The sequence below is a fragment of the Mucilaginibacter xinganensis genome (assembly GCF_002257585.1).
In the GTDB taxonomy this organism is placed as follows: domain Bacteria; phylum Bacteroidota; class Bacteroidia; order Sphingobacteriales; family Sphingobacteriaceae; genus Mucilaginibacter; species Mucilaginibacter xinganensis.
Genome location: NZ_CP022743.1, coordinates 3,992,814 through 4,018,121 on the forward strand (window position 1 = coordinate 3,992,814; position 25,308 = coordinate 4,018,121).

At 44.0% G+C, this 25,308-nt stretch carries 20 protein-coding genes; 15 read left to right on the top strand and 5 right to left on the bottom strand.

Features of this window, described 5'->3' with window-relative positions; genetic code table 11:
* Positions 1-147 precede the first annotated feature (147 nt).
* Entirely contained in the window at positions 148-1,983 is a 1,836-nt protein-coding gene (locus MuYL_RS17550; RefSeq protein ID WP_245845608.1) for an ABC transporter ATP-binding protein, read from the top strand.
* A gap of 565 nt (positions 1,984-2,548) precedes the next feature.
* Here the strand turns inward: MuYL_RS17550 and MuYL_RS23305 are convergent.
* Entirely contained in the window at positions 2,549-2,701 is a 153-nt protein-coding gene (locus MuYL_RS23305; protein WP_157740936.1) for a hypothetical protein, read from the bottom strand.
* Between the two features lie 295 nt (positions 2,702-2,996).
* Between MuYL_RS23305 and MuYL_RS17560 the strand changes: the two genes are divergently transcribed.
* From MuYL_RS17560 to MuYL_RS17570, 3 genes are all read left to right on the top strand, one after another.
* The gene (locus tag MuYL_RS17560) at positions 2,997-3,368 is read left to right on the top strand and encodes a chorismate mutase (protein ID WP_094571795.1); all 372 of its coding nucleotides are present in this window, start codon (positions 2,997-2,999) and stop codon (positions 3,366-3,368) included.
* 7 nt (positions 3,369-3,375) lie between these two features.
* The gene (locus MuYL_RS17565; protein WP_094573011.1) at positions 3,376-5,568 is read left to right on the top strand and encodes an alpha-galactosidase; all 2,193 of its coding nucleotides are present in this window, start codon (positions 3,376-3,378) and stop codon (positions 5,566-5,568) included.
* Positions 5,569-5,660: 92 nt separating this feature from the next.
* Positions 5,661-6,518 (top strand): glycoside hydrolase family 16 protein, encoded by an 858-nt coding sequence (locus tag MuYL_RS17570; RefSeq protein ID WP_094571796.1) that lies wholly within the window; start codon positions 5,661-5,663, stop codon positions 6,516-6,518.
* 346 nt (positions 6,519-6,864) lie between these two features.
* On the opposite strand, the gene MuYL_RS17575 is transcribed toward MuYL_RS17570, so the two are convergent.
* Positions 6,865-7,527, bottom strand: coding sequence for a Pr6Pr family membrane protein (locus MuYL_RS17575; RefSeq protein WP_094571797.1), 663 nt, complete (start codon positions 7,525-7,527; stop codon positions 6,865-6,867).
* Between the two features lie 145 nt (positions 7,528-7,672).
* Between MuYL_RS17575 and MuYL_RS17580 the strand changes: the two genes are divergently transcribed.
* The 9 genes from MuYL_RS17580 (at position 7,673) to MuYL_RS17620 (ending at position 19,336) form a co-directional block, all read left to right on the top strand.
* Positions 7,673-11,317 carry a T9SS type B sorting domain-containing protein gene (locus MuYL_RS17580; RefSeq protein ID WP_094571798.1) on the top strand — a complete coding sequence of 1,215 codons (3,645 nt, stop codon included), beginning with the start codon at positions 7,673-7,675 and terminating at the stop codon, positions 11,315-11,317.
* 119 nt (positions 11,318-11,436) lie between these two features.
* Complete coding sequence (locus tag MuYL_RS17585) at positions 11,437-11,670, top strand: hypothetical protein (RefSeq protein ID WP_094571799.1); 234 nt, start codon at positions 11,437-11,439, stop codon at positions 11,668-11,670.
* A gap of 158 nt (positions 11,671-11,828) precedes the next feature.
* A complete protein-coding gene (locus tag MuYL_RS17590; RefSeq protein WP_157740938.1) occupies positions 11,829-12,257 on the top strand; it encodes a VOC family protein in 429 nt (142 codons plus the stop codon).
* Between the two features lie 26 nt (positions 12,258-12,283).
* Positions 12,284-14,104, top strand: coding sequence for an ATP-binding protein (locus MuYL_RS17595; RefSeq protein WP_094571801.1), 1,821 nt, complete (start codon positions 12,284-12,286; stop codon positions 14,102-14,104).
* Positions 14,105-14,210: 106 nt separating this feature from the next.
* Positions 14,211-15,095, top strand: coding sequence for a helix-turn-helix domain-containing protein (locus tag MuYL_RS17600; protein WP_094571802.1), 885 nt, complete (start codon positions 14,211-14,213; stop codon positions 15,093-15,095).
* Positions 15,088-15,495 (top strand): DUF983 domain-containing protein, encoded by a 408-nt coding sequence (locus MuYL_RS17605; RefSeq protein ID WP_094571803.1) that lies wholly within the window; start codon positions 15,088-15,090, stop codon positions 15,493-15,495. Before MuYL_RS17600 ends, MuYL_RS17605 begins: the two co-directional genes overlap by 8 nt.
* A gap of 181 nt (positions 15,496-15,676) precedes the next feature.
* Complete coding sequence (locus MuYL_RS17610; protein ID WP_157740940.1) at positions 15,677-16,006, top strand: hypothetical protein; 330 nt, start codon at positions 15,677-15,679, stop codon at positions 16,004-16,006.
* Between the two features lie 153 nt (positions 16,007-16,159).
* Positions 16,160-18,571 carry a glycoside hydrolase family 127 protein gene (locus MuYL_RS17615; protein ID WP_094571805.1) on the top strand — a complete coding sequence of 804 codons (2,412 nt, stop codon included), beginning with the start codon at positions 16,160-16,162 and terminating at the stop codon, positions 18,569-18,571.
* Positions 18,572-18,823: 252 nt separating this feature from the next.
* Positions 18,824-19,336 (top strand): hypothetical protein, encoded by a 513-nt coding sequence (locus MuYL_RS17620; protein ID WP_094571806.1) that lies wholly within the window; start codon positions 18,824-18,826, stop codon positions 19,334-19,336.
* A gap of 226 nt (positions 19,337-19,562) precedes the next feature.
* On the opposite strand, the gene MuYL_RS17625 is transcribed toward MuYL_RS17620, so the two are convergent.
* Positions 19,563-20,507, bottom strand: coding sequence for a DUF6371 domain-containing protein (locus MuYL_RS17625; protein WP_157740942.1), 945 nt, complete (start codon positions 20,505-20,507; stop codon positions 19,563-19,565).
* 131 nt (positions 20,508-20,638) lie between these two features.
* Positions 20,639-21,709: an AAA family ATPase gene (locus MuYL_RS17635; RefSeq protein WP_094571809.1), complete on the bottom strand. Its 1,071-nt coding sequence runs from the start codon at positions 21,707-21,709 to the stop codon at positions 20,639-20,641.
* A 432-nt stretch (positions 21,710-22,141) separates the two neighbouring features.
* Between MuYL_RS17635 and MuYL_RS17640 the strand changes: the two genes are divergently transcribed.
* Entirely contained in the window at positions 22,142-24,007 is a 1,866-nt protein-coding gene (locus tag MuYL_RS17640) for an ATP-binding protein (protein ID WP_094571810.1), read from the top strand.
* A 105-nt stretch (positions 24,008-24,112) separates the two neighbouring features.
* Here MuYL_RS17640 and MuYL_RS23310 read toward each other — a convergent pair whose 3' ends face one another.
* Positions 24,113-24,283: a hypothetical protein gene (locus tag MuYL_RS23310; RefSeq protein WP_157740944.1), complete on the bottom strand. Its 171-nt coding sequence runs from the start codon at positions 24,281-24,283 to the stop codon at positions 24,113-24,115.
* A 104-nt stretch (positions 24,284-24,387) separates the two neighbouring features.
* On the opposite strand from MuYL_RS23310, the gene MuYL_RS17645 reads away from it, so the two are divergent.
* Positions 24,388-25,086: a hypothetical protein gene (locus MuYL_RS17645; RefSeq protein WP_094571811.1), complete on the top strand. Its 699-nt coding sequence runs from the start codon at positions 24,388-24,390 to the stop codon at positions 25,084-25,086.
* Positions 25,087-25,308: the final 222 nt, after the last annotated feature.

The following is a 25,308-nucleotide window of genomic DNA, read 5'->3' on the forward strand; positions in this document are numbered from 1 at the left end:
AACTTAAGACTAAGCATCAATTCATGATTAACAGTACGCAGGTATTTTATAACCGCTTTGTCACTGCTGCTTCACAATAAAGGCGTCAATCCGTTCGCTGTCCGTTTATTTTGTAATTTTACTTAGATTAATAAATAAGGATAAAATTTGACTACCCGCCCGCCAAAAAATATACGTACAGAGCCATTAACTTTAAAAGACAGACTGGCAGCACTTAACAACCTGCCCGCATTTTTTAAATTAGTGTGGCAAACCAGCCCAACATTTACTATCACCAATTCGCTGTTGCGTATAATCCGCTCGGCAATGCCTGTGGCGCTGCTGTATGTCGGAAAGCTTATTATTGACAATGTTATTGTATTAAGCCACCAGCACCATGCCGATACGGGGCATTTGTGGCAATTGGTGGGGCTTGAATTTGGGCTTGCCATTTTAACCGACGGACTAAGCCGGGCCATTACCCTGGTTGATGCCCTGCTTGGCGATCTGTTCAGCAACCATACTTCAGTAAAAATAATGGCGCATGCCGCCACGCTGGACCTTGATCAATTTGAAGATTCTGTATTTTATGACAAACTTGAACGGGCCCGCCAGCAAACCATAGGGCGCACCTTGCTCTTATCGCAGGTAATGACTCAGGTGCAGGACCTGATTACCATGGGTTTCCTGGCCGCGGGATTAATGGCCTTTAATCCGTGGCTAATTATTTTACTGCTGATCGCTATTATCCCAGCTTTTTTAGGCGAATCGTACTTTAATGATCAAAGCTATGCGCTTACCCGGGGCCAAACACCCGAACGCCGCGAGCTTGACTACGTACGCTACCTCGGCGCCAGTGATGAAACAGCTAAAGAAGTAAAGATCTTCGATCTTTCGGGTTTTATAATTGATCGGTTCAAACAGCTTTCGGGTAAGTTTTATCTCGACAACAAGCGACTATCGATAAAACGATCATTATGGGGTACCTTTTTCGCCATGATGGGCAGCATCGGGTACTATGCTGCTTATGTGGTTATTATTATAAAAGCAGTTGAAGGCAGCGTCACTATAGGTATGCTGGCTTTCCTCGCAGGATCGTTCCGGCAGTTAAGAAGCCTGCTCGAAGGAATCCTGAGCCGGTTTACCGCCGTATCGCAGGGCGCTATTTACCTGCGTGATTTTTTTGAGTTCTTTGAGATCAGGCCTAAAATAAAAGCCGCTGTAAATCCGCTGCCTTTTCCGGAAGCTATTCAGCAAGGATTTGTTTTTGAAAACGTGGGCTTCAGGTATGCCAACTCTGACCGATGGGCAAACCGTCATTTAAGCTTTACCTTACACCCCGGCGAAAAACTTGCATTGGTTGGCGAAAATGGCGCCGGCAAAACAACGCTTGTAAAACTGCTTGCCAGGCTTTACGACCCGACCGAGGGAAGAATTTTATTGGATGGCCATGATTTGCGTGATTATGATCTTACCGATCTGCGGATGAATGTGGGCATAATTTTCCAGGACTATTTACGCTACCAGATGACATTTGCTCAAAACATAGCCGTTGGCAACATCAACGAAAAGGAAAACCGCCCGTTAATTGAAGCGGCAGCCAAACAAAGCCTGGCTGATATGCTCGCTGCAAAACTGCCCGGCGCTTATGACCAGCAACTGGGTAAACGCTTTGCCGAAGGTGTTGAACTTTCAGGCGGCGAATGGCAAAAGGTAGCACTTGCGCGCGCTTACATGCGTAATGCACAATTATTAATATTGGACGAGCCCACATCCGCACTGGATGCCAGGGCTGAATATGCCGTTTTTGAACGCTTTGCCGAACTTACCAAGGGCAAATCGGCAGTGCTTATTTCTCACCGCTTTAGTACAGTACGAATGGCTGACCGGATATTGGTGCTTGAAAAAGGGGAACTTATTGAGATTGGCAGCCATGCCGAACTGCTGGTTAAGGATGGTCGCTATGCCGAATTATTTAACCTGCAGGCAATGGGATACCGGTAACATTCTTCTTATCAATTATTTAGTAAAAGCAGATTGGTGAAAATTACGTAAAACTACGTATGCAAATACCGTATAATCACTCCCTGCAATTCATTCTCCATCACTTAATTTTGAATCATTGAAACACAGCAAGGGGCTTTCAACCTGTAACCGGTTCATATAAAAATTGCTGAAAAGCAAACAGGTTTTAAACGCACCGTTGGTTCAATCAGCCCTTGCCCGGTATAACGAGGGTAAGTAAAGCGAATTTTATAATTCTTTACATGCAAAGAATTACAATTTGCCCGGTAAAAAAGGCAAAATAGTTATAAACAAACGGTTAGTTAGTTTAGTTAGGGAGCAGACAGTTGTTACGCGAGGTGACGACTGTTTTGCTTTTATACCCTATCCCCAATAAACTTCAGTATAACCGGGGCCGCAGGCAGGTAGTTTCTTTCAAAGCTTTTAACAATTGGTTGCATACGTTACAGGGCTTTTTATTATACACCCGGCATTTCCACACATATAAACCTTTTATTAAATTCTTCGCTATCCCTAAGCTGGCAGCTTATAAGTTTTTATTGATTTAGTAGATGATATGGCGTGCTCCTATTAAAAACACAGAGATGAGCGGGATTGCCATAATAACAAATACACGTGCCATTTGTATCGGATTAGCGTTTCCTTCTACAAAAACGTTTTTAACATCATTTTTCAGGGTGTTCAATTTGTGTTCCATGATTTGGGTTGAATAAAATTCAGTACTCAATTAATTTATCAGTAAAATATAATTTATCAAATTATGTCCTCTTCTACGGCGCGTAATTTCATAAGGTTACATGTTTGATTGAAAAAGTGGGAAAAGGATTAAAAAAACAAAAAAAAACGGGCAATGCAGTGTAAAAGCTGTAATCCCTATTGTAAACTTGTATTGTATTAGCAAAAACCCGCTATAGCAACCGTTCTCAAACCATTTAGACTTACTTAAAATTCAATTTTTTATCCTGATTTTAGCCATACCGGAATTATATATTATGAAAAACCTTAAAAGTGTTTTATTAACAATAGCTGTTAGCCTGCTGGCCTGCATGGCACATGCGCAATTAAAACCTATAAATACCAGCGCAGAATTTAATGCGGCAAGAGTAAAAATTGATTCGCTTGATAACCAGATAATAAAAACACTGGGCGAACGTGAAAGAATTGTGCGGGAAATAGGCACTTACAAAGCAAAAAATCATATTGCGCCGTTACAGGCTGCCCGGTTTAAGCAGGTGGTTGACAAAGCAAAGGAGGCCGGTAAAAAAGAAGGCTTGTCGCCGGAGTTTATTGAAGAGCTGATGAATGCCATACATACTGAAAGCCTGAAACTGGAAGGCGACCCGGCAGCTGTACACAATGAATAAACCCGGGATGAGGAAACTTAAAGCAATACTATTAACCGTTACCTTACTGGTAACCAGTACCGCCCGCGCACAGGAACTGCCGGTATGGAACGAGGCTACACATCCGGCAGCAAGGCAAGATTGGCTGGTAAACCCCATTACTACAAAAGCAGGGATTTATAAAAGTGCCAACGGCAAAGATATCGTACTATACAATGGCCTTGTAAAACGAATTTTCAGGACGACGCCTAATCTTGCCTGCACCGATTATACCAACCTCACCACGGGCAGACAATTGTTAAGAGCGGTAAGCGAAGAAGCACGGCTCACTATAAACGGCAAAAAATATAATATCGGCGGATTAAAAGGACAACTGGAAAAAGCCTACTTATTACCGGAATGGGTGGACAACTTTACCGCAGGACCACAGGATTTCAGATATGTGTCATTTGAAATAGCGCCCATAAAACCGCAGCTTGCATATAAAAGCACCAATTGGACTTTAGGGTCCAGATACGGCAGCGGAAAAACCATTTCATTTTTATTTAAGGCAGCCGCACCAGAACTGGCCGGTATTGAAGTAAAGGTGACCTACGAGATCTACGACGGGATTCCACTTATTGTGAAATCATTGCAAGTTGAAAATAAAGGCGGCACCTCAATTAAACTTAACCAGGTAGTTAACGAAGTGCTTGGCATGGTAGAAGAGGATAGTGCCGTTGATGGCAGCTTTGAGTCGATGAAAAAGCCGCAGGGCATTTATTTTGAAACCAACTACGCATTTAACAACGCCATGCGTTATCCGCAGAGCGACCAAACATCGCATTGGAAAACAGACTCAAGTTATACATCGCAGGTGCATTACAGCTTTAAAACACCCGTACTATTTGAGAACTATGAAGAAAAAGCACCGGGAATAATCCTGGCACCAGGCGAAAATTTCAAATCTATACGCACCCATGAATTGTTGATGAGCAGTTATGACCGTGAAGCAAGAGGAATGGCGGTAAGGCGGATGTACAGCGCAGTAGCACCGTGGACGTTGGAGAACCCCATATTTATGCACCTGGTAAGCAAAACTGATACAGAAGTGCGCACCGCAATTGACCAATGCGCGGCAACTGGCTATGAAGCACTGATTCTGAGTTTTGGCAGCCATTTAAATATAGAAGACACCACCGCCGCCAATGTGAAACGATGGAAGGAAATTGCAGCATATGCACACAGCAGGCATATTAAAATTGGATGTTACAGTTTATTCAGTTCCCGTTCAATTAACCCGGAAACGGATGTTATTGACCCAAAAACAAACAAACCCGGCGGCGCCTATTTTGGCAACGCGCCCTGCTTTGGCAGCAAATGGGGCCTATGGTACAGGGATAATATTGAACACTTTTTTGAAGTTACCAGTTTTGATATTTTTGAAAACGACGGCCCCTACCCCGGTGATGTTTGCGCTTCAACAACCCACCCCGGCCATAAAGGAGCGGATGATTCGCAATGGCGGCAAATGGAGATCCAGAAAGGGCTTTACCACTGGTTGAAACAACATGGTGTTTACATAAACGCCCCCGACTGGTATTTTTTAGATGGCAGCAATAAAATAGCTTTAGGCTATCGGGAAGTAAATTTTTCGCTGCCAAGGGCACAGCAAAAGATCATAAACCGGCAGAATATTTTTGACGGCACCTGGGATAAATCACCCTCAATGGGTTGGGGCTTTGTGCCGCTTACTCAATACCAGGGCGGCGGTGCTGCGGCAACGTTAGAGCCATTAGCTGATCACCTTAAAGATTATGAACAGCTAATGATGCAATATTATGGAGCGGGTATCCAGGCTTGTTACCGCGGGCCGAGGTTATATGATACCGAAATAACTAAGCAGTTGGTAATCAAAACCATAAACTGGTATAAAAAACACCGGAAGATCCTTAATTCAGATATAATCCATTTACGCCGTGCCGATGGCAGGGACTGGGACGGCATACTCCACGTAAACCCGGCTTTAACAACCAAAGGGTTAATGATGCTTTACAACCCAACTAAAGAAACAATAACACGGACGGTAAAAATCCCTTTGTATTACACCAGCTTAACAAGCTTGGCTAAAGTGCAGCAAAAAGATGGCGCCGTTACAACTTACAGGCTAAACCGTGATTATACAATTGATATTAAGTTTACCATTGCACCCGAAGATTACACCTGGTTTACCTTTGAATAGGTAGGGAAGTATAATCCAATAGAATACGATAACATAACTATGCGGGTAATTTTGGCATTATTATGCTATTTTTATAAACCAATTAAAACCAAATGAAACCACTTCATCTAACAGCCATAGCGGCGGTGCTTACGGTAGCATCCGCAACAGCCCAACAGCATCAATCTAAAAAAACTGATACTATTTTCTTTGAAGATTTTAGCCAGAAAACACTCGACCGTACCAGGTGGAACGTTGAGGTAACGGGTAACACCGTTAATGATGAGCAGCAGGCTTATGTTGATTCGGCGTCAACCGTTTATTTGTTAAATGATGCAAGTACCGAGGGCGCTAAGACTGCCCTGGTGCTCAAAGCCAAATATCAACCGGGTTATACCAGTAAAGAAAATAAAAAATATGATTTCCTTTCGGGCAGGATCAATACCATGCATAAAATGGAATTTACCTACGGTACCGCATCGGCACGAATGAAGATGGCGGCGGGGGCTGGTTTGTGGCCTGCATTTTGGGCGCTGGGCAATGGCAACTGGCCGGATTGCGGCGAAATTGATGTGATGGAAACTGTTGGCGACAGCAGTTGGACCAGCAATGCTTTACATGGGCCGGGTTATTTTGGTAATACCCCTTTAGCTTACAGGGCCTTTTTCCCGGCAGGCACCGACGTTACCCAATGGCATGTATATTCAGTAGACTGGACACACGATAGTTTGATTTTTAAAGTTGACGACAAGGTAACCTACACTGTAACCCGGGCGATGGTTGAAAAATACGGTCGCTGGGCCTTTGATAACCCTAAATTTCTTATCCTGAACTTTGCACTTGGCGGCGGCTACCCTGGTGGGGTGAATAAAGTTAAAGCGCCTTATTACGGCATCTCAGCGGCAACGGTAAGCAAAATTAAAGCAGGACAGGCGAAGGTTTTGGTGGATTGGGTATTAGTAACAAAATAAAAGTAAGCACATAGCCAGTATAAAACAACAAAGCCTCCTGTAATTGCGGGAGGCTTTGTTGTTTTATTAGTAGTTCCGGTAATGGTGATCATGATCTTCATGGTCACGATCACGATGATCGTCATTATCATGATGACGACCGTGTCTTTCACGATATTCTACTGAACAGCTTGGAAGGGTGGCAGATACCAGTAACAGCAACGCAATAACCCTTAAAATATACTTTTTCATAAATTTACTTTATACGTAGATGTACCAATATGACAATTACAATGCCAAAAGGATTAATACGAAAACAATACCAGGGCGATATTAACTCCTTTCGTAACCTTTAATAAAACAACTGTTATCTAGCTTTGCTTATGCGGCGGGCTATTAAAACATACAACGCGCCCAGCCCCCACATTACAGGTAAAAGTATGAGTGCATTTATAAATACCTGTTGATATCCTGATTCTAAAACATTAAGGAACGGGTATGGATAATCGCCGGTAATTTCCCCCCGGAAAAGCGCGTAGATAAAATAAATAAAAGGAAACAGCAGCCAGGCCCAAACATGCCGGTATTTTAACCCCTGCTTGGGCGCAAATGCAAACCAGTATATAATAAACAATAAGGGGTTTACTACGTGCAGCAATTCGTTGGCCAGTTTAAAAAGGCCGTCAAGGTGTAATATATTGCGTAAGGCCACATTATAAATAAGCGCCACAATAGTTATATAAAGCGCAATACTTGTTAAAACCGTTTGCCTGGAGAAGAACCTCCCCACTGCTGATTTTGGGGCTGTTAAAATAAATGTTAAACAAATCACCATCAGCAGGTTACTTAATATAGTGTAGTAACTAAATAATTGCACAAGTGTACTGCAAAGAGAGCGCCCGGCGGCCAGGTAAGCAGGGATTGAAACAGTAAACTGCAACACAAGAGCAAACCACGCAACAATTACGGCTAGTGCTGTAAATGCCCATTTTATTTTTAAAAACTGGCTTTGATTGGTAATAGGTTGCATTGCAAATATTTAGCTACTAAAATTATATAAAAACATTATATTTATTGATCTATTCAAAAAACATAATTTAGTACTGACATCCAAAAAATAACTTTTCCCTAATGGCTCTTTCCCAGGCTTGCGGTATTTAGACAAAATAGTGAGTATGCGCCGCAATAAACCGATTAATGTTTTTTTTGTACTGATCGTAAGTTGGTTATTGATCGGTGAGGGTTTTGGGCAGTCACCTAAAATAAGTAGTCAGCCACGTCACATCAACCGGATCAATGTTAATGCGGCAATACTACTGCCTCCGAACATCAGTTACAACCCGGCTGTAAATACCTATATCCCGAACACACCAATTACTACGTTAACGCCAGCCAATACAGGTGGCCCGGTTCCGCCAAACATTTATGGCCAGGTTACAACATTTGCTGGTAACGCAGTCAGAGGATCGGTGGACGGTACGGGTAATACTGCGGGCTTTGCTTTTCCAAATTACCTGGTAAGAAATGCGTCGGGACTAATTTATGTTACCGATGGCAATAAACTCATCAGGCAAATTACCCCCGGCGGCACAGTAACAACACTTGCAGGCAGTACCCTTGGTTTTGCAGATGGCCAGGGAAGCATAGCCCTATTTAATGCACCCGCAGGAATGGCTATAGCTGCCGATGGTAACATTTATGTAGTTGATTCAAATAATAAATGCATCAGGATAGTTACGCCCGGTGGTGCAGTAAGTACGTTACCGGGTGTAATTTTCAAACAGCCTAACGGTATTTTGATTGATGCGGCTGGAAACCTGTTTATTTCAGACTATGCAGATAACACGATAAAAAAAGTAAGTACAACCGGTGTTGTAAGTATTGTCGCCGGGGCATCAGGTACTGCAGGCTGGGTAGATGGCCCGGGTGCCACCGCCCTGTTTAATGGCCCCAACTATATGATAATGGACGCTGCGGGAAACATATATATAGCCGATTATAATAACAACCTCATCAGGATGATAACCCCTTCGGGTATGGTAAGCACATTTACCGGCAATGGCCAGAAAGGTTATGCTAACGGAATAGGTGCGGCAGCCAGTTTTAATGGCCCAGAAGGCTTGGCTATTGGCACTGACGGCAGCCTTTATGTTTCAGATTCAGGAAATAATATCATCAGGAAAATATCACCTGCGGGCATAGTAACCACGCTTGCGGGTAACGGGGTGGCCGGATTACAGGACGGCTTTGACCTTGGGACAAGTTTTAACACGCCCCATGGCCTAACTATTGACGGCGACGGTAATATGCTATGTGCCGATGTTGCCAACAGTGTGATCAGGAAAATTATAACAACCGGCTACACCATTGATAAAAAGCTGCCGCCCGGGTTAACATTTGATGCAAGAACAGGAAAAATTAGCGGAACACCAACAACCGTTTGGCCTACAACTATTTATACCATAACAGGTATCAATGCAGCAGGCAGCAGCAGTGCTATGGTTACCATCACCGTTAAAATTAACCAGGCTGCCAATGTGCCGCCCGCCATCAGTTACAATACCCCCAATATTTACAATATCAACCAATCTATAACGCCGCTGGTGCCGGTAAACACGGGCAGCGCCGTACCTGCCAGGGAATTCGGGCAAACACTTACGTTAACGGGGTCAGGGGGAAATGGCAATAATAATGGCGATGCGTTAACATCTTCATTCAGCCAGCCCTCGGCGGTTGCGGTTGATGCTGCAGGGAATGTTTATGTGGCCGATTTTAACAACAACCTTATCCGCAAGGTGAGCCCGACCGGTTTATCGGTTACATTTGCCGGCAGCGGCAGCCCCGGCTTTTCAGACGGCGCAGGGGCTGGAGCCGAATTTAACGGCCCGGGCGGTATTGTAATTGATGCAGCAGGTAACTTATATGTTGCCGATTCAAAAAACAATCGCATCCGTAAAATAACGCCGGGTGGCCTGGTAACAACCGTTGCCGGAAAGTTTGTGGGTTCTGCAGACGGCAACGGCACATCGGCAAGCTTTAATAACCCCACCGGTATAACCATTGATGGTGGCGGAAATTTATATGTTGCCGATACTTTTAATAATTTAATAAGAAAAATAAACCCGGCCGGTGATGTGATCACCCTGGCAGGCAACGGCAGCACAGGGAGTATCAACAGCAATACCGGCACATCTGCGTCATTTAATGCGCCGCAAAACCTAACGGTTGATGCAGCAGGAAATGTCTATGTAACTGATTCGGGTAATAACCTGATCCGAAAGATCGCGCCCGCAGGTGCTGTAAGTACTTACGCAGGTACCGGTTCGGCAGGCGGAACGAACGGTGCTTTGTTATCGGCAAGCTTTAATAAACCCTGGGGCATAGTGGCTGATGATATTGGCGACCTGTTTATTTCTGATTTTGGCGGCAACCAGATGAGGATGATTGATCCGTATGGCAATGTAATTACACTGGCTGGCAGCGGAAGTCCGGGTGCTTTAAACAATACGGGAAATGTAGCCAGCTTTTTCGGGCCAAAGGGGCTCGCACTTGACGCGGCAAGAAAACTTTACGTAGCCGATTCAAAAAACAATGTGATCAGGACCGTTTACACCACCGGCTACCGAATTGACAAACCGCTGCCGTCAGGATTGGTTTTTGATGATGCTACAGGTGTCATCAGCGGCACGCCTAATGTATTATCGCCGCTAACCACCTACACCGTTACTGCCTATAATATCTATGGCAGCAGTGTTACTACCGTTGATATTAAGGTGACAGATTCGCAAACCATTACCTTTCCACCTATCCCCGATAAAACGGTATGCGACGTTGATTTTGACCCCGGCGCAACCAGCAGCTCGGCTATAACTTATACCAGCAGCAATATTGCTGTTGCAACCATAGTAGCAGGTAAAGTGCATATTACCGGTGCCGGAACCACAACTATTACAGCGGCGGATGGTACGTCAACCTATCCGCAGCCTTTAACAGTTATAACCGGAGATACCCCTTCGGTAACCATATCGCCTGCAACTTTTGATGAATGCTCCGGCATTGCGGTAACTTACACTGCCACCCCAATAAATGGCGGAACCACCCCGCATTACCAATGGAAGGTAAACGGGCAAAACAGCGGACCAGATAATTCACAGTTCATCAGCAGTAATTTAAACAATAACGACAAAATAACCTGCGTGCTTACCAGCAGCATAACCTGCGCCAGCAGCCCTACAGCAGTTTCAAACCAGGCGGTGTTCACGCTTGACCCGCCGGTTTCCGAAGCGGTTACCATTACCTCATCAGTAACCGATCCGGTTTGCGCCGGCACCGAAATTAAGTTTACCGCTACCCCGGCAGGTCCCGGTGCCAATATCACTTATCAATGGCTGGTTAATGGCAATGCTGCCGGCACCAATAGTCCTTTGTTCAGCAGTGCTTCCCTGGCAAACGGCGATATGGTTACCTGCGTTGTAAACAGCAGCGGCAAATGTTTAACTAACCCCAGCGTAACTTCAAACGCCATAATGGTTAGCCTTAATCCCTTCAGTCAATGTGTTATAGTAATCCCAAATACATTTACGCCAAATAACGACGGGATAAATGACCTTTGGAATATTTCGGCATTGCAGGGCTATCCTTATTGCACCATCACCGTCTTTTCCCGCTACGGATCACTAATTTATAAATCTACGGGATACGCTAAAGCGTGGGACGGCACCTATAATAACAGCGCACTGCCTGTTGGCACTTACTATTATATCATTGACCTTAAAGATGGAAAAAAACCATTGGCAGGAGCGGTAACCATTATCAGGTAAGTAAATTAACTCATGCCTGTAGGCCCTTTCAAGTGCTTTATAGTTAATATTTTAGCAATTTTATCTTAAAAGGCACTCTTTCAGCAACTTCTTGTTCATCAATACCGTAATAAGAAGGTATGAAAGGATATGTGAACATACCGGGGTCAATTTATTGCAGGTTATGCAGGGAGTGCGGTGCACGCCCCATCATAGCGCGGGTGTCAGACATCGGGTATGTTGTTAAATGCTCAAATAATGATAATCATTACCAAACTATGCCCGGCCTGATTGATATTGAAGACTGGAATAACCACAATACCATTACAGCAGCCCCTATTGATTTTAACATCAAATCGCGGTTAGCCTGGTAATTACAATTTATGGGGCTATATTTGCCCTTTTTGATAAATTATCCCCTTTTTGCCGGTTAGTGACATTTATTTTTTATGTTTATTGACTAAACAACCTAAAAATGAGCCCGCTTTTTAAAAAAAATCTTCAGAAATTAACCCGTATAATATTCTTCATAATGCTGATTGCATTTGTTTTACCACAGCAAAGCAACGCACAAAACGTTAACCAGCCGGTATTTAACCATGCCGCTTTATGCGCTAAAAACCTAAAGAAAACAGCAGATTTTTACCGCAATGTTATCCAACTAAAAGAAATTCATCATCCGTTTAAAGATACGGTGCATGTTTGGCTTAAAATAGGCGAAGGCCTTGCCTTACACATTATACAGGGCGAATGCCCAACAACCGTACATGATATCGGCATCCACCTGTGTTTCAGTGTGCCCAATTTAGATGCATTTATACACCACCTGGATGAAATGAAGGTATCTTACAGCAACTGGACCGGCCAGCCCAAAAAAATACAACTAAGGGCCGACGGCGTAAAACAGATCTACCTGCAGGACCCGGATGGTTTTTGGGTAGAGGTGAACGACTCCAAATAATTTTTTTACAGCATGAGTGATAATTGATGAGGGCTATAATAAAACTAAGGCAATTTATTGGGTTTGATAACCCGCGTTTAACACTGGAGAATAAGCTATTTAATTTTATATGCCTTTTCCTGGCATTCAGCATGACAGTTGGCCTTGCGAATAATTTCCTGCTTGGCTTTCCATTGTATTTAATGCTCATTGAGTTGTTTATTTGTGCCATGTGTGCACTTGCTTTTTACCGCAGCAAGTATGTTGGTTATACAGAAAATATGGCACTTGGCTATGTTACCGCCGGCATATTGCTTTTGATACCGGGATGGTTTTTTAACGGCGGGATAGAAGGCTCAACTACCATGGTAGGTGTTTTTATGATTGTTTTAATAATGATGCTGCTCAAACGCAAGTATCATTTTTACTATATCGGTTTTTTAATGATGGTTTTTTATGGCTGCTACCTCTTGGAAAGACAGTTTCCGCAATGGGTAACACAGCCTCAAAATACAGCGCAAAAAGAGGCCGACCTGATCTCATCAGCTATACTAAACATTTTAATGGCAGGTTTGCTGGTAAGCTTTTTAAAAAGGAGCCATGAAAAGGACAAAAACGCGTTGATAAAAAAAAGCAACGAACTGCAATCATCACAGGTTGCCTTATCAACAGCTAAAAACAGGGCCGAAGATGCAACAGTAGCCAAATCGAACTTTTTGGCAAATATGAGCCACGAGATCCGCACCCCGCTGAACGGCATCATAGGCACGGCACAATTGCTCTCATTATCTGACTTGAGCGCTGACCAGCGCGAGCTGCTGCAAACCCTGCAATCGAGCAGTAATTTGCTCATCAACATCATTAGTGATATTCTTGACCTTTCAAAAATTGAAGCTGATAAGCTTACCCTGCAGCCAAAGCCGGTAAACATAAAAAATTGTATAAAAACAGCACTCGAAATCAGTAAACCAGGCTTATCTGCCCCGGGTAAAAACATCACTTTAAATTGCAACATTGACAAAAACCTGGCCGGCTATTTAAAAATGGACGAAAGCCGGGTACAGCAAATATTGGTTAACCTTATTGGCAATGCTATAAAATTTACGGACGAAGGTTCGGTATCGCTTAACGTAACGGCAGTTAACCTCACCCCTGATTTGCAGGAAGTTACCTTTAGTGTAAAGGACACCGGGATCGGGATCAGTGAAGAAGCTTTGTCACAATTATTTAAGCCATTTACCCAGGTAAATACTACTGCGCTGCGCAAATACGGCGGCACCGGGCTGGGTTTATCCATCTGTAAAAAACTGGTTGAAATGATGAACGGCCGGATTTGGGCCGAAAGCAGGGAAAACGCAGGCTCGGTTTTTAGTTTTTCACTTCCTTTGCAAATAGTTTCGGTTGATATGCCGGTTGTTGAACATACCCATAAACAGGCTGCATACCAATACCGCCCGCTAAATATTTTGCTTGCCGAAGACAATAAGATGAACCAGCTGATTGCCGGCAAAACGTTTAAAAAGATAGGGCATGATATTGACATTGCCGACAATGGGCGCATAGCTATTGAAATGGCCGGGCAAAAAAAGTACGACCTTATTTTTATGGATATCCAGATGCCGGAGATGGATGGCCTGCAGGCGGCAGCTTACCTTATTAATAAATACGGTGAAGACTGCCCGCCTATTATTGCAATGACGGCCAATGTGCTTAGCGAAGACGAAGACAGCTGTAAGAAAGCTGGCATGAATGATTTTGTAAGCAAACCCTTTACTATTGAACGGCTGGAAGATGTTATTTATAAATGGGTATTTGAAAACAGCCAAAAAAACCAGGCAATTGAGGGCCAGGAATTAGCACCGATTTAAGCTACACCTGTATTTGCGCTCAAGTTGACCAACATTCCCCGATTAGTACCACAAAACTTATAAATAATACCATTAGTAATGGTGATATTGTATTTAGTTTTGTATCATGTTACAAGGCACACCGGTTTATGATATTTGCACCTTGTCTGATTTCAGGCAGGATGACATCATGGTTAGCCGTTTTGCACCCTATTTGGAACATCATAAAAACCTGTATGCCGCCCACCGGCACACTTTTTACCATGTGGTATTTTTTACCGGTGGCGCAGGAACACATAACATAGATTTTGAAGATTTTGAGGTAAAGCCCGGCCAAATTTATTTTATGGTGCCGGGGCAGGTACATTCATGGAGCTTTGAAGGCTTTACCGATGGCTATATCATTAATTTTTCCGATACGTTTTTCCAGTCGTTGTTGCTGGATACGGCCTACCTGGAGCGGTTTGCCTTTTTTAGCGGCGATGTAAGCGAAGCGGTAATTAACCTGCCTGCAGGCGCTGGTGAAAAAATAGGAAACCTGTTTGAAGAGATCATTAAGGAATGGGAAAGCTCGCCAAAACAAACCACCGATTTGATGCGGGTGCTGATGCTGCAGGTATTTATATTGGTAAACCGGTTTAAAGGTGCAAACCCCAAGGGCCCTGCATCATACAACCAAACCTTGCTTAAAAACTTTAGGAAACTTATTGAGCAGCAATACAAAAAATTAAGACTGCCAAAGGATTATGCTGCCCTGCTTTACATCACCCCAAATCATTTAAATGCGGTTTGTAAAGATCTGTTGGGCAAGCAGGCCGGCGAACTGATCAGGAACAGGGCTTTACTGGAAGCCAAACGACTGCTGACCAATCCCGAACTAACCATTACCGAAATTGCTATGGAGCTTAACTTTGGCGATAACTCCTACTTCACCAAGTTTTTTAAAAAAACCGAAGGTATAACGCCCGAAGAATTCAGAAAAAATATTTTAACGCACAACCATCATGACTAACCAGCAAAAAAGCCTGCCTGCATGGCCGGCTATAGTACACGGAAAATGCCCGCGCTGCCGCCGGGGCGATATGTTTGCCACACCTATGTACGGCTTTAAAGCCCAGGTAATGAACAAAACATGCCCGCATTGCGGCTTACTTTTTGAGCGCGAGCCGGGGTACTTTTATGTGGCCATGCTGGTAAGCTACGCTATGTTTGTAGCCGAAATGGTAACCATGGCCGTGGCCATACATGTGTTAACCGGCAGCAGCAACCCCTGGCTGTATGTAAGCATTATTTTATCTGTAGGCGTTTTGCTGTCGCCTTTTAATTTCAGGTATTCAAGGATCATGCTGCTGCACTGGCTTACACCCGGGCTGCATTATCAACCGGAAACAAGCGCAGATAGAGTTGAATAAAAGCTTGTAAAACAGCACTATAATACAGACATACCGGAGGCAGAAAAACAAATAATGATTGATTGTTACTGCCTCCCCTAACACCATATCTTCTAAACCGTCATTTTAATATCAGGTTATTACCACTTTCATTGCAATTTCATAATAGGTGCCTACCTTGCCCCCGATTAAACTATTAATAATGAACAGAGCTCCCCTAATGAACCTGATCAATTATAATAACATCCTTTATATTGGTGATGAAGCGCAGGCTTGCATCCGCATTATTGAGGCATTCAACAACAAACTTGCGGATATAGAGCGCGCCTATGCCGCCTGGTTTACCAACCGCAGCGCCGACGGTTTACTTACCCGGCACGATAAGCTGCAGCACCATATCCACTACCATTTTGAAGGCGGAATAGCGGCATTTAAGTTTAAGAATGAAGATACCCTGCCTGCTATAATCCGTAACGAGTGTTTTGTTGCCTGTAAATCTTTAGCCGCCGAGCAGCTTTTTGTTTTATCGTAATTAACCTGCCCATAAAGGTTGCAATAAAATCTTACCCCATCCGCACCGATATAGCGCCAACCATCGGTAAAATACCGCTACAATTAGCCAAATTATAGTTAGTAAAGCTTAAGCAGCTTTCTTAATTTTAGCTTACAATAATAAAATGCTGCTATGCCCGGTAAAATCAATTTTGTGCGCTCTTGTTTTTTTATCTTTTTAGGTTCGACAGGCTTCATTGCCCCTGCATCGGCACAACAAAGGGATTACCCTATTCAGCCTGTGCCCTTTACCCAGGTGCATGTTAACGATGGTTTTTGGCAACCTAAAATGGAAGTTAATGCCAATGTTACCATTCCCTACGTGTTGGCGCAATGCAAGGCCAATGGCAGGGTTGATAACTTTTTGCGCGCAGCTAAAATGGAGCCCGGCGATAAGCTGAGCGAGTTCCCTTTTGATGATACCGATATTTATAAAGTAATTGAAGGCGCATCGTACGCCATGCAGGTTAAAAGCAACCCAAAGCTTGACCGCTATATTGATACCCTGATTGGCATTATGGCCAAAGCGCAGGAACCCGACGGCTACCTGTACACCTTCCGCACGGTGAACGCTAAAAAACCGCATGAGTGGATTGGCGAAAAACGCTGGCAGAACGAAGAGGTACTGAGCCATGAGCTATACAACGCCGGGCACCTGTACGAAGCCGCTGTTGCCCATTACCAGGCTACCGGCAAACGCACGCTGCTGAACATCGCCATAAAAAATGCCGACCTGCTTACCCGCACCTTTGGCTATGGTAAAATAGAAGAATATCCCGGTCACCAGATTGTGGAAACGGGCCTTACCAAGCTGTACCGCGTTACCGGCAATAAAAAATACCTGGACCTGGCTAAGTTCTTTTTAGACGTTCGCGGCCCTAAGGGCGAATCGTACAACCAGGCTGACAAAAAAGTGGTTGACCAGCACGAGGCCGAGGGCCATGCCGTACGTGCAGCCTATATGTACACCGGGATGGCCGACGTAGCCGCCCTAACCGGCAACCAGCAATACCTGCATGCCATTGACGATATTTGGGACGATGCGGTTGACAAGAAGCTTTACATTACCGGCGGCATAGGCTCAACCAATAACGGCGAGGCTTTTGGCGATGCTTACCAGCTGCCCAACATGTCGGCCTATGCGGAGACCTGCGCGGCTATTGCCAATGTTTACTGGAACAGCCGCATGTTTTTGCTGCATGGCGACGCCAAGTATATTGATATTTTAGAACGTACCTTATATAACGGCCTGCTGTCGGGCGTATCGCTCACCGGCAACCGCTTTTTTTATCCAAACGTACTGGCTTCAATGGGGCAGCACCAGCGCAGCGCCTGGTTTAGCTGTGCCTGCTGCATCAGTAACATGACCCGCTTTTTACCATCAGTACCGGGTTACGTTTATGCGCACGATAAAAACGACCTTTACGTAAACCTGTTTATGAGCAACAGCAGCGATATTATGCTTACTGCCGGCAAAGTGAACACTATACAAAGCACCGATTACCCCTGGAAAGGCAAGGTTGACCTAACCCTTAACCCCGCCAAAAGCAGCAACTTTACCCTTAGGGTGCGCATTCCGGGCTGGGCGCTGGCTAAACCTGTTCCGGGTGGGCTGTACACCTTTATGGATCAGCACCCCGACCCCGTGGTCATCAGTATAAACGGTAAAGTGTTTAACTACACCACCGAAAAAGGGTACGCCGTTATTAACCGTAAATGGAAAAAAGGCGACGTAGTTACCATGAACCTGCCTATGGAAACCGAAAAGGTAGTAGCCAACAACCTGGTTAAGGCCGATGTTAACCGCTTTGCCTTTCAGCGCGGCCCCATTGTTTATTGCCTGGAAGGCCCTGACAACCGCGACAGTACTGTACAAAACATCACCGTAAATAAAATGGCCGTAAGCAATGCCGTTTACAAACCCGAAATGCTGAACGGCATTGAAGTAATTACCGCCGAAGGTAAAAGCACCAAGCGCCAGCTTAACAGCAGCACACTTTTAGAAACCGACCAAAAGGTAACCGCCATACCCTACTACGCCTGGGCTAACCGCGGACCGAGCGAGATGACCGTTTGGATCCCTTACGAAGCATCGGCCTCTATGCCCAAACCTGCGCCCACTATTGCCAGCACCAGCAAGGTATCGGGCTCTATAACCAACAAGCGGATGCTGAAGGCGCTAAACGATCAGTACGATCCGCAGGACTCAAAAGATGCCAATATGCCTTACCTGCACTGGTGGCCAAAGCAAAATACCGCCGAGTTTGTGCAGTATGATTTTGATAAGCCGCATACCGTATCCGAATCAAAGGTTTACTGGTTTGACGACGGTCCCTGGGGCGGGTGCCGCATCCCGGTATCATACAAAGTCTATTACAAAAAAGGCGACCAATGGGTGCCCGTAAAAACCACTTCGCCGTATGTGATCAGTAAAGACGCCTACAACGTTTTAAACTTTGAGACTGTTGAAACCACCGCCCTTAAAATGGAGGTACAGCTACCCGTTGATAACTCAGCAGGCATCCATGAGTGGAGTGTGAAGTAGAGGTTGGTTGATTGGGGATTAGTTAATTGGAGGTTAGTTGATTAGTTGATTAGAGGTTAGAGATCAGTTGGGGCTGGAGATTAGTTGATTAGTTAGCCGGTTAAACTACACCGCCAAGTCATTACTGTAAGGGTTGGATTGCTCTTGCAGCGCGTTACCGCGGGAAAAAGCTACCCTAAAAGGGAGGTAAATAGTGGATGCAAAAGATATAATATTGTCTGTGCATTAACACTTAAATCACCTGCCTGCGTTATGAAGACTAAAGTTATCACCCTCCTGTTGCTGTTATTCGCGGTTGCTGCTGTTGCTCAAAGAAGACCCGGCAAGAAACCTGCCCCTATTGTATCTGGCGCTACCTTTCATGTTGTGGTAGAATATAAGGGCCGCAAAGAGTTTTTCTCCACCCAATATGAAAACCACGACGGGATGCTGTACCCGGTTGACAAAAATGGAAAGCTCACTATTTTTTATGCCGCAGGTAACGAGAAAAATGACGACCGACTTTCAGTAAGCGGGGTGATCACCGCTGCCGAAAAGAAAGTTTTTCCGTTTGATGATAATTCTGCCCACTTGTCTCTCATGATCTCAAACTACCCGGAAGTGCCTGCTTTTGAGCTAAAGGGCGGTAATATAACCATAACGGCTATGCCACTTAAGGGCGGCCTGGTGCGGGGCACCTTCACCGGCTCGGGCTTCACTGTTGACAATGCCGGCCAAAAGTTTGATTACTCCCTCAGCGGCGAGTTTAGCTTGACGAGGATGTAGGTTAGTTAATTAGCGATTAGTTGATTAGAGATTGGTTAATTTGAGATTAGGCTTGTTTGGTGGCTTACTTATTTCTGCGCGCGTTATTGCTGGGAATGGGTTGGTGAGGTTGCTCTTACGCAAGTTGTGGTGCAGCCGTTGGTGGTGAAATTATTATTTTACGTGTACTGTATCGCCAATCCCACCGATACAACAATACAGGCGATACACGCGATACAGCAGATCGTTATAAATAATCGGCGAGATCCCAGCCTTCGGTTTTTTGTTGCGGGGTGGCTATGTTTTCCAGCAGGCGCATCACCTTAAACGTTACTGATGGCAAGCCTGCCGACAGCTGCGCTGCCTTGTTCACCCACAAATCATACGCATTAACATCGGGCATTAAAATAACAGTGCGCCCCTCAAGGCACTTACACTTGCCCGCATTAAGGCCCTGCAAGCTGCCCGCCGCCAGCCACAACAGTTCGGGATAATGAACGGATGCTATAATCGCCGTCTTTTCGCTTTCACATATTGCCACCGCTTTTGCAGGCTGGTATTGTAATAAATGCTCACCAAACAGACATTGTTTAAGATTGAAGTCCGAATGACGCTGCCCCGCTTCCTTATTTTTACTGCCAACTAAGGAGTGCGCCCAGGCAATATGGTTAAACGGCTGCTTTACCCGCTTGCCGGTTTCGGGGTTGTAGAGCATTATTTTGCCCGTTCGTACCCTGTTTGCTTTGTCAACCTGCCAGAAGATACACGCACCGGGCCAGTGTTTCGAGGTACCTACCAGGTAAAGCTGTGCCTGTGCGTAAGCTACCTCCCGGCCAAACTTTGCGACAAGGTATCGCACAAAATTATTCTGCTCATAATGCTTCACCGTTTGCCCGATCACACGTTTGGGCAGGTACGATGGTTCAAAATCCCGGTACGTGAGGGGTCGGTAGTCCATAGTCGATGGTCTATCGTCTATGGACTTTCCATGTTTGCTAAAATATTCCGAAGGCTTATAATGATAACCGCAGTTTACCTCGCGGCTGCACCGGCCCACATCATCGGCAATGGGTTCGTCTGTAGCGATATCAATATACCGGCTGAATACTTTGTGCCGGAGACATTGCGGACAGGTGTACCGGCTCCACATGCCTTTGTAAGGTTGCAAGGTATAACGGGGTGGTGGTGTCATTGGGTTATTGGGTTAGCTGTCCATGGTCCATGGTCGATGGTCCATAGAAGAATTTTACAGTAAATTTGCTATCGTCTATGGCCTATCGTCTTTCTGCCATGGACTATGGTCCATCGACTATGGACTATCGACTATTGCCCCTCCTTCAGCAACCTTTCCGCTTTTGTATGCGTTATCCCCATTTCGGCAGCAATTTCCCTGAAGCTTTTGCCCTGTAGCTTAAGTTCGGCGGCCTGGGTTCTTAAAGCTTCGCGGTCCTCCTTTTCGGGTTGGCGCAGGTGTTCCCATTCGCGGCCATAGCCCATAAATTCGTATTGCAAAAAGTTGTACGGCTTGCTGATGGTAAACAGGCAGATGTTGCCCGAGCCGTAAACCTCCTCGGTGTTGCGCTGCTTTACCTGCTTAACATAGCGGATGCTCTTGTCTTTTGCACTCTCGCCAATGGCAAATGCGCTGTCGCAAAAGTTCATCAGCATTTTGCTGCCTTGCAGGTCGTTGCGGGTAATGGGATGCGCGGCATCGCGTTTGGGGGTATGCGCCAGCGCCAGGATGCTCAGGTTATGCTTGCTTTTGAGCGATTTCAGGTGCTTCATCAGCGGCAGGGCATCTTTGGCACGTTCTGTTTCGCTGCGCAAATAGGTTAGGTTGTCGATGATGAGCACGGTTGCCCCGGTGCTTACCACCAGGTTCTCCAGCTGATGGTTCAGAAAATCTTCGAAGTTGGCAAACGTTTTGGGCACATCGGCCATAGGGTCAAGCTCGGCACGCAGGAAATGGTTGGTGAAGCTGTAATGATAATTGTAATTGGACGAGTAACGCGCCTCGAACTGCTTGTCGGCCAGCTCAAAATCAAAGTAAAGGATGCGCTGCCGCCCGGCCTCCAGCCTGAAAGGGCCTATTTGCTCGTTCCGGCTGATGCTATCGCCTACCTGCACCGCAAGGATGGACTTGCCCAGGTTACTGTCGGCAAACAGGATACACAGCTCGCCCTGGAACCAAAACTCGCCGAAAAGCATTTTGGGGATCGGGCGTTTACTGGCGCGCTCCATCCAGTCGGCGGCGCTGCGGAGGCGGAATAATTGGTTGCCCTGGTCGGGCTGGTCTGCGTCAGGTTGCAGCAGGCGGGCTATCTCCTGGCGGATAACATCGGGATTGATGCCCTGTTGCCCGCCGGCTGGCGGTACGTTTTGCGGATGTGACATAAATAAAGAGGTTTTAAAGAAATATATAATTGTGTTTAGTATGCTGTTTGGCATATTTTATTAAGTAGTTTACGGCTTGTACTGTATCGCGTGTATTGTCTGTATTGCTACATGGAAACGATACAGCGATACAGTGATACAAAAACGGCTATATTATTTTAATGCTGATGATAAGCAGGCGGTAAAACCCGGCTTAACTATTGCAGAAAAGCAACGCTGGTAAAGGTAGGGAATATTTCTGTATTAGTAAAGAAATTTTAAAGAAAAAATGGATTGGTAAATTAAAATTATGATCTATATTATTCTTAAAGCAGTAGAAATGAAAAAAAGTAATACTTTTATGTAAATTGAATACCCTGTAGATTTTCTTCTGAAGAATTGATTACTCTTTTTACTTTGGGTTTGAATTCAGTTTTTTAATTAAGGACGCTTATGAAAGTAGTTGATGACATACTACAGCAAATAGAATACTGTATACATAATAATGAGTTTTTAATAATTGAAAATGAAAAGGTTGAAATAAAGGACAACAGTCATAATAATTCTGAATGGACTGAGGTTTTTAAAACTGCCAATGCTTATCTTAACACGAATGGAGGGATAATTATTGTCGGAATACTTGAGGACAAAAAGAATAAACGATATATTTTCAAAGGATTCGATTTTAATAACGAGGACAAATTAAAGACAATTAAAGATGCTTACATAGATGATTATGGGGCAAAAAAAGATATCAGTGAATACTTACACTATGAAACAAGACAGTTTTTAGATGGACAACTATTAGTCATTTATATTGATGGATTGCCGGATGATGAAAAGTACATTTACTATGGCGGAAGTGCTTATGAAAGATTAATATCTGGTGATCACAAGCTTAGTGATATTAAAATTCAGTCTCAAAGAGAATACAAGGCTGAACTAATTGACACAAGGGAATTAAGAGTAGTTGCCAATTCAACAATTGAAGATTTAGATGTAAATCGACTGAATGACTACATCCATCTATTAAATAGTGAAGTAAAAATTGAAAATATAAAATCATCAATTGATGAGGCGAAATCATTTCTTAAAAGAAATGGAATGACCAGGGAAGATATTCCTACAATTTTAGGGGTTTTAGTTTGCGGTTCGGAACCTGGTGAAAAATTACATTGGCGCTCACAAGTCGACGCTTACGTTGACAGCCCTGTAACTATTGATATAGCTCAAAATAAAAAAATAATCAACAATACCGTTATTCAATTAATGGAACAAAGCTTAGCTTTTGTTTATAGAAATATACAAACTGGTATTTCAAACGAAAGAGGCGGCACGAAACTTTTTGAATATCCCGAACGACTAATAAGAGAGTGCATTAACAATTCGTTAGCCCATAGGGACTATGCGATAGATCATTACGTAAATATAAATATACTTCCAGGCAAACATATTCAAATTAGAAATCCTGGAAGATTTAAAAAACAGCTTCTCTTAATTGATTTAGAAAATGTCGTTCCTGTCCGAAGAATTATATCTGGAAATCCAAAAGCTAATAATCCTAAATTAGCTAAAGTTTTAAGTGTTTATAATAAATATGAAGGTAAAGGTTGGGGAATGGCTTCAGTAATTGGCGCATGCTTAGAGGATAGGATAGATGTTCCTTATTACATTTTTCATTCTTGGGATGAATTGTCACTGTATATCCCGAAAGGGAAATTAGTTGACGAAACAATGGACACATTGTTTGAATCATACAGTGGCTATTTGACCAGAAAATTAGAAGGATATGATATCACATTGGATCAAAAACGTGTGTTAACATATCTTTACAAATCAGAGAATTTAAATAAACAAGACAGATACACTATATTGCTTACTAAAGATAATAATCATCTACAAGCAATTCAATCGCTTCAAGAAGCTGGCCTAATTATTAGGCATTCAATTAGCGATGAGATTTACTCCGTTTTCATTATTGATCGTAATTTATTTAAAAAGAGTTTTTACAGGGAATTGGAAGGGCAATATGGACATAATTTCGTCGCGTTACATCAAGATTACAAGGATGTTTTGTCATTTATTTATGAAAGAAACACTTACAGCCTTGACAAGTATCCCAGTGCGAATGAAATCGGAAGCAAAATTTGGATAAAGAAAGGTAACGCAGCTATACTTGAGGGCTACGAAGTCTATAAAAGAAAGGTTCGTAATATTGTTAATAAGCTTGAAAAAAGCTCTTTCATACTTAGAAATAACAATAAACCTGAATACATGATTAACGTCAATTATAAGTCATTGGGCGATTTATTTAATTAAAAACTAATAAACTGTATCGTCTGTATCGCCACCAACTAACAATACAGACGATACACACGATACAGTTTTTTGTCATTCTGAGCATAGCGAAGGATCTTCTGCGCGCTAAAGGTATTCGCCCGATAAGTCGCCCACATACCTTTCCGCCGGGAATAGCGCTTGCTGAAGATCCTTCGCTATGCTCAGGAGGACAGGTTTATTTACACACCACAGGTTTACTGTATCGCGTGTATTGTTGCGGTGAAACGATACAGCGATACAGGCGATACAGCGCATAACCGATACCCTCCCCGCCCCTTAAATGGTTCATCGCAACAATTCACCCCATTAAATACTTAATTGTCAATCCGCACGTTATCAGCTAAATAAACCTATCCAACATGATCCATCTGCAAAAAAACCCCTCAACCCGGCTGTACAGGTATGTATTGCTATTGCCCTTTATTGTATTAAGCCTGTGTTTTATCAATCCTGTTAAGGCCCGCACCATGGCGGTTAAAACAACAACAGTTGCCGATACTACCCCCATGAAAGCCTTTGAAGGCATTTACCAGCTTAAAAGCAACGAACATGGTTACGTACAAATTACTGTTTCCAATAAAACCCTGCTTGCCAAAGTTATTGACGCAAATAAGCAATTTGTATTAACCCGCAAAGGCGATCTTGCCTTTGAAACACTGGACGATGACGGCGATGAAAAGATCCCTGTTACCTTCGCCAAAAGCGCTGCCGGCGAAGTTACCGGGGCTGCCGTGGGGGATAAAGACCAACTTACCAGGGTAAAAAACTATGTGCCCGTAACAGCCATTAAACTTACCGCCGCCAAGCTAAAGACTTACGAAGGCAAGTATGAGTTTGATCAACGAAAAGGTACTTTTTTAACCATAACCGCCACCGCCGACGGACTGGTACTCAAGGAGCTTTGGGACGATAAAGAGATCCCGTTTATAGCAGTAGCCGATAACGAGTTTATAAATAAAGAGGCCCTGTTTCCGTTAAAATTCACCATGGATGCAAGCGGTAACGCCATCAAAGTGCTGGCCTTTAACCGGGATAGCTGGGATAAGGTGAAGGAGTGATGGTTAGTTGATTAGAGGTTAGTTAATTAGAGACTAGTTAACTAGAGATCAGTTAATTAGAGATTAGGCGGGTCGTGCGGAGAGAATTAACCACCAACACCATCTAATCTCTAATTAACTAATCTCTATCCCCTACCTAATCTCTGATCTCTAATTAACCAATCTCTATCCCCCACCTAATCTCTAATCTCCAGGCAACTAACCTCTATCCCCACCTAATCT

Coding starts and splice junctions, on each gene's coding strand:
- MuYL_RS17565 (WP_094573011.1), top strand. CDS start 3,376: ATGAGGAAACTTAAAGCAATACTATTAACCGTTACCTTACTGGTAACC.
- MuYL_RS17590 (WP_157740938.1), top strand. CDS start 11,829: ATGCTGATTGCATTTGTTTTACCACAGCAAAGCAACGCACAAAACGTT.
- MuYL_RS17570 (WP_094571796.1), top strand. CDS start 5,661: ATGAAACCACTTCATCTAACAGCCATAGCGGCGGTGCTTACGGTAGCA.
- MuYL_RS17615 (WP_094571805.1), top strand. CDS start 16,160: ATGCCCGGTAAAATCAATTTTGTGCGCTCTTGTTTTTTTATCTTTTTA.
- MuYL_RS17645 (WP_094571811.1), top strand. CDS start 24,388: ATGATCCATCTGCAAAAAAACCCCTCAACCCGGCTGTACAGGTATGTA.
- MuYL_RS17605 (WP_094571803.1), top strand. CDS start 15,088: ATGACTAACCAGCAAAAAAGCCTGCCTGCATGGCCGGCTATAGTACAC.
- MuYL_RS23310 (WP_157740944.1), bottom strand. CDS start 24,283: ATGCGCTGTATCGCCTGTATCGCTGTATCGTTTCACCGCAACAATACA.
- MuYL_RS17610 (WP_157740940.1), top strand. CDS start 15,677: ATGAACAGAGCTCCCCTAATGAACCTGATCAATTATAATAACATCCTT.
- MuYL_RS17580 (WP_094571798.1), top strand. CDS start 7,673: ATGCGCCGCAATAAACCGATTAATGTTTTTTTTGTACTGATCGTAAGT.
- MuYL_RS17640 (WP_094571810.1), top strand. CDS start 22,142: ATGAAAGTAGTTGATGACATACTACAGCAAATAGAATACTGTATACAT.
- MuYL_RS17600 (WP_094571802.1), top strand. CDS start 14,211: ATGTTACAAGGCACACCGGTTTATGATATTTGCACCTTGTCTGATTTC.
- MuYL_RS17595 (WP_094571801.1), top strand. CDS start 12,284: ATGAGGGCTATAATAAAACTAAGGCAATTTATTGGGTTTGATAACCCG.
- MuYL_RS17560 (WP_094571795.1), top strand. CDS start 2,997: ATGAAAAACCTTAAAAGTGTTTTATTAACAATAGCTGTTAGCCTGCTG.
- MuYL_RS17575 (WP_094571797.1), bottom strand. CDS start 7,527: ATGCAACCTATTACCAATCAAAGCCAGTTTTTAAAAATAAAATGGGCA.
- MuYL_RS17635 (WP_094571809.1), bottom strand. CDS start 21,709: ATGTCACATCCGCAAAACGTACCGCCAGCCGGCGGGCAACAGGGCATC.
- MuYL_RS17620 (WP_094571806.1), top strand. CDS start 18,824: ATGAAGACTAAAGTTATCACCCTCCTGTTGCTGTTATTCGCGGTTGCT.
- MuYL_RS17625 (WP_157740942.1), bottom strand. CDS start 20,507: ATGACACCACCACCCCGTTATACCTTGCAACCTTACAAAGGCATGTGG.
- MuYL_RS17585 (WP_094571799.1), top strand. CDS start 11,437: ATGAAAGGATATGTGAACATACCGGGGTCAATTTATTGCAGGTTATGC.
- MuYL_RS23305 (WP_157740936.1), bottom strand. CDS start 2,701: ATGGAACACAAATTGAACACCCTGAAAAATGATGTTAAAAACGTTTTT.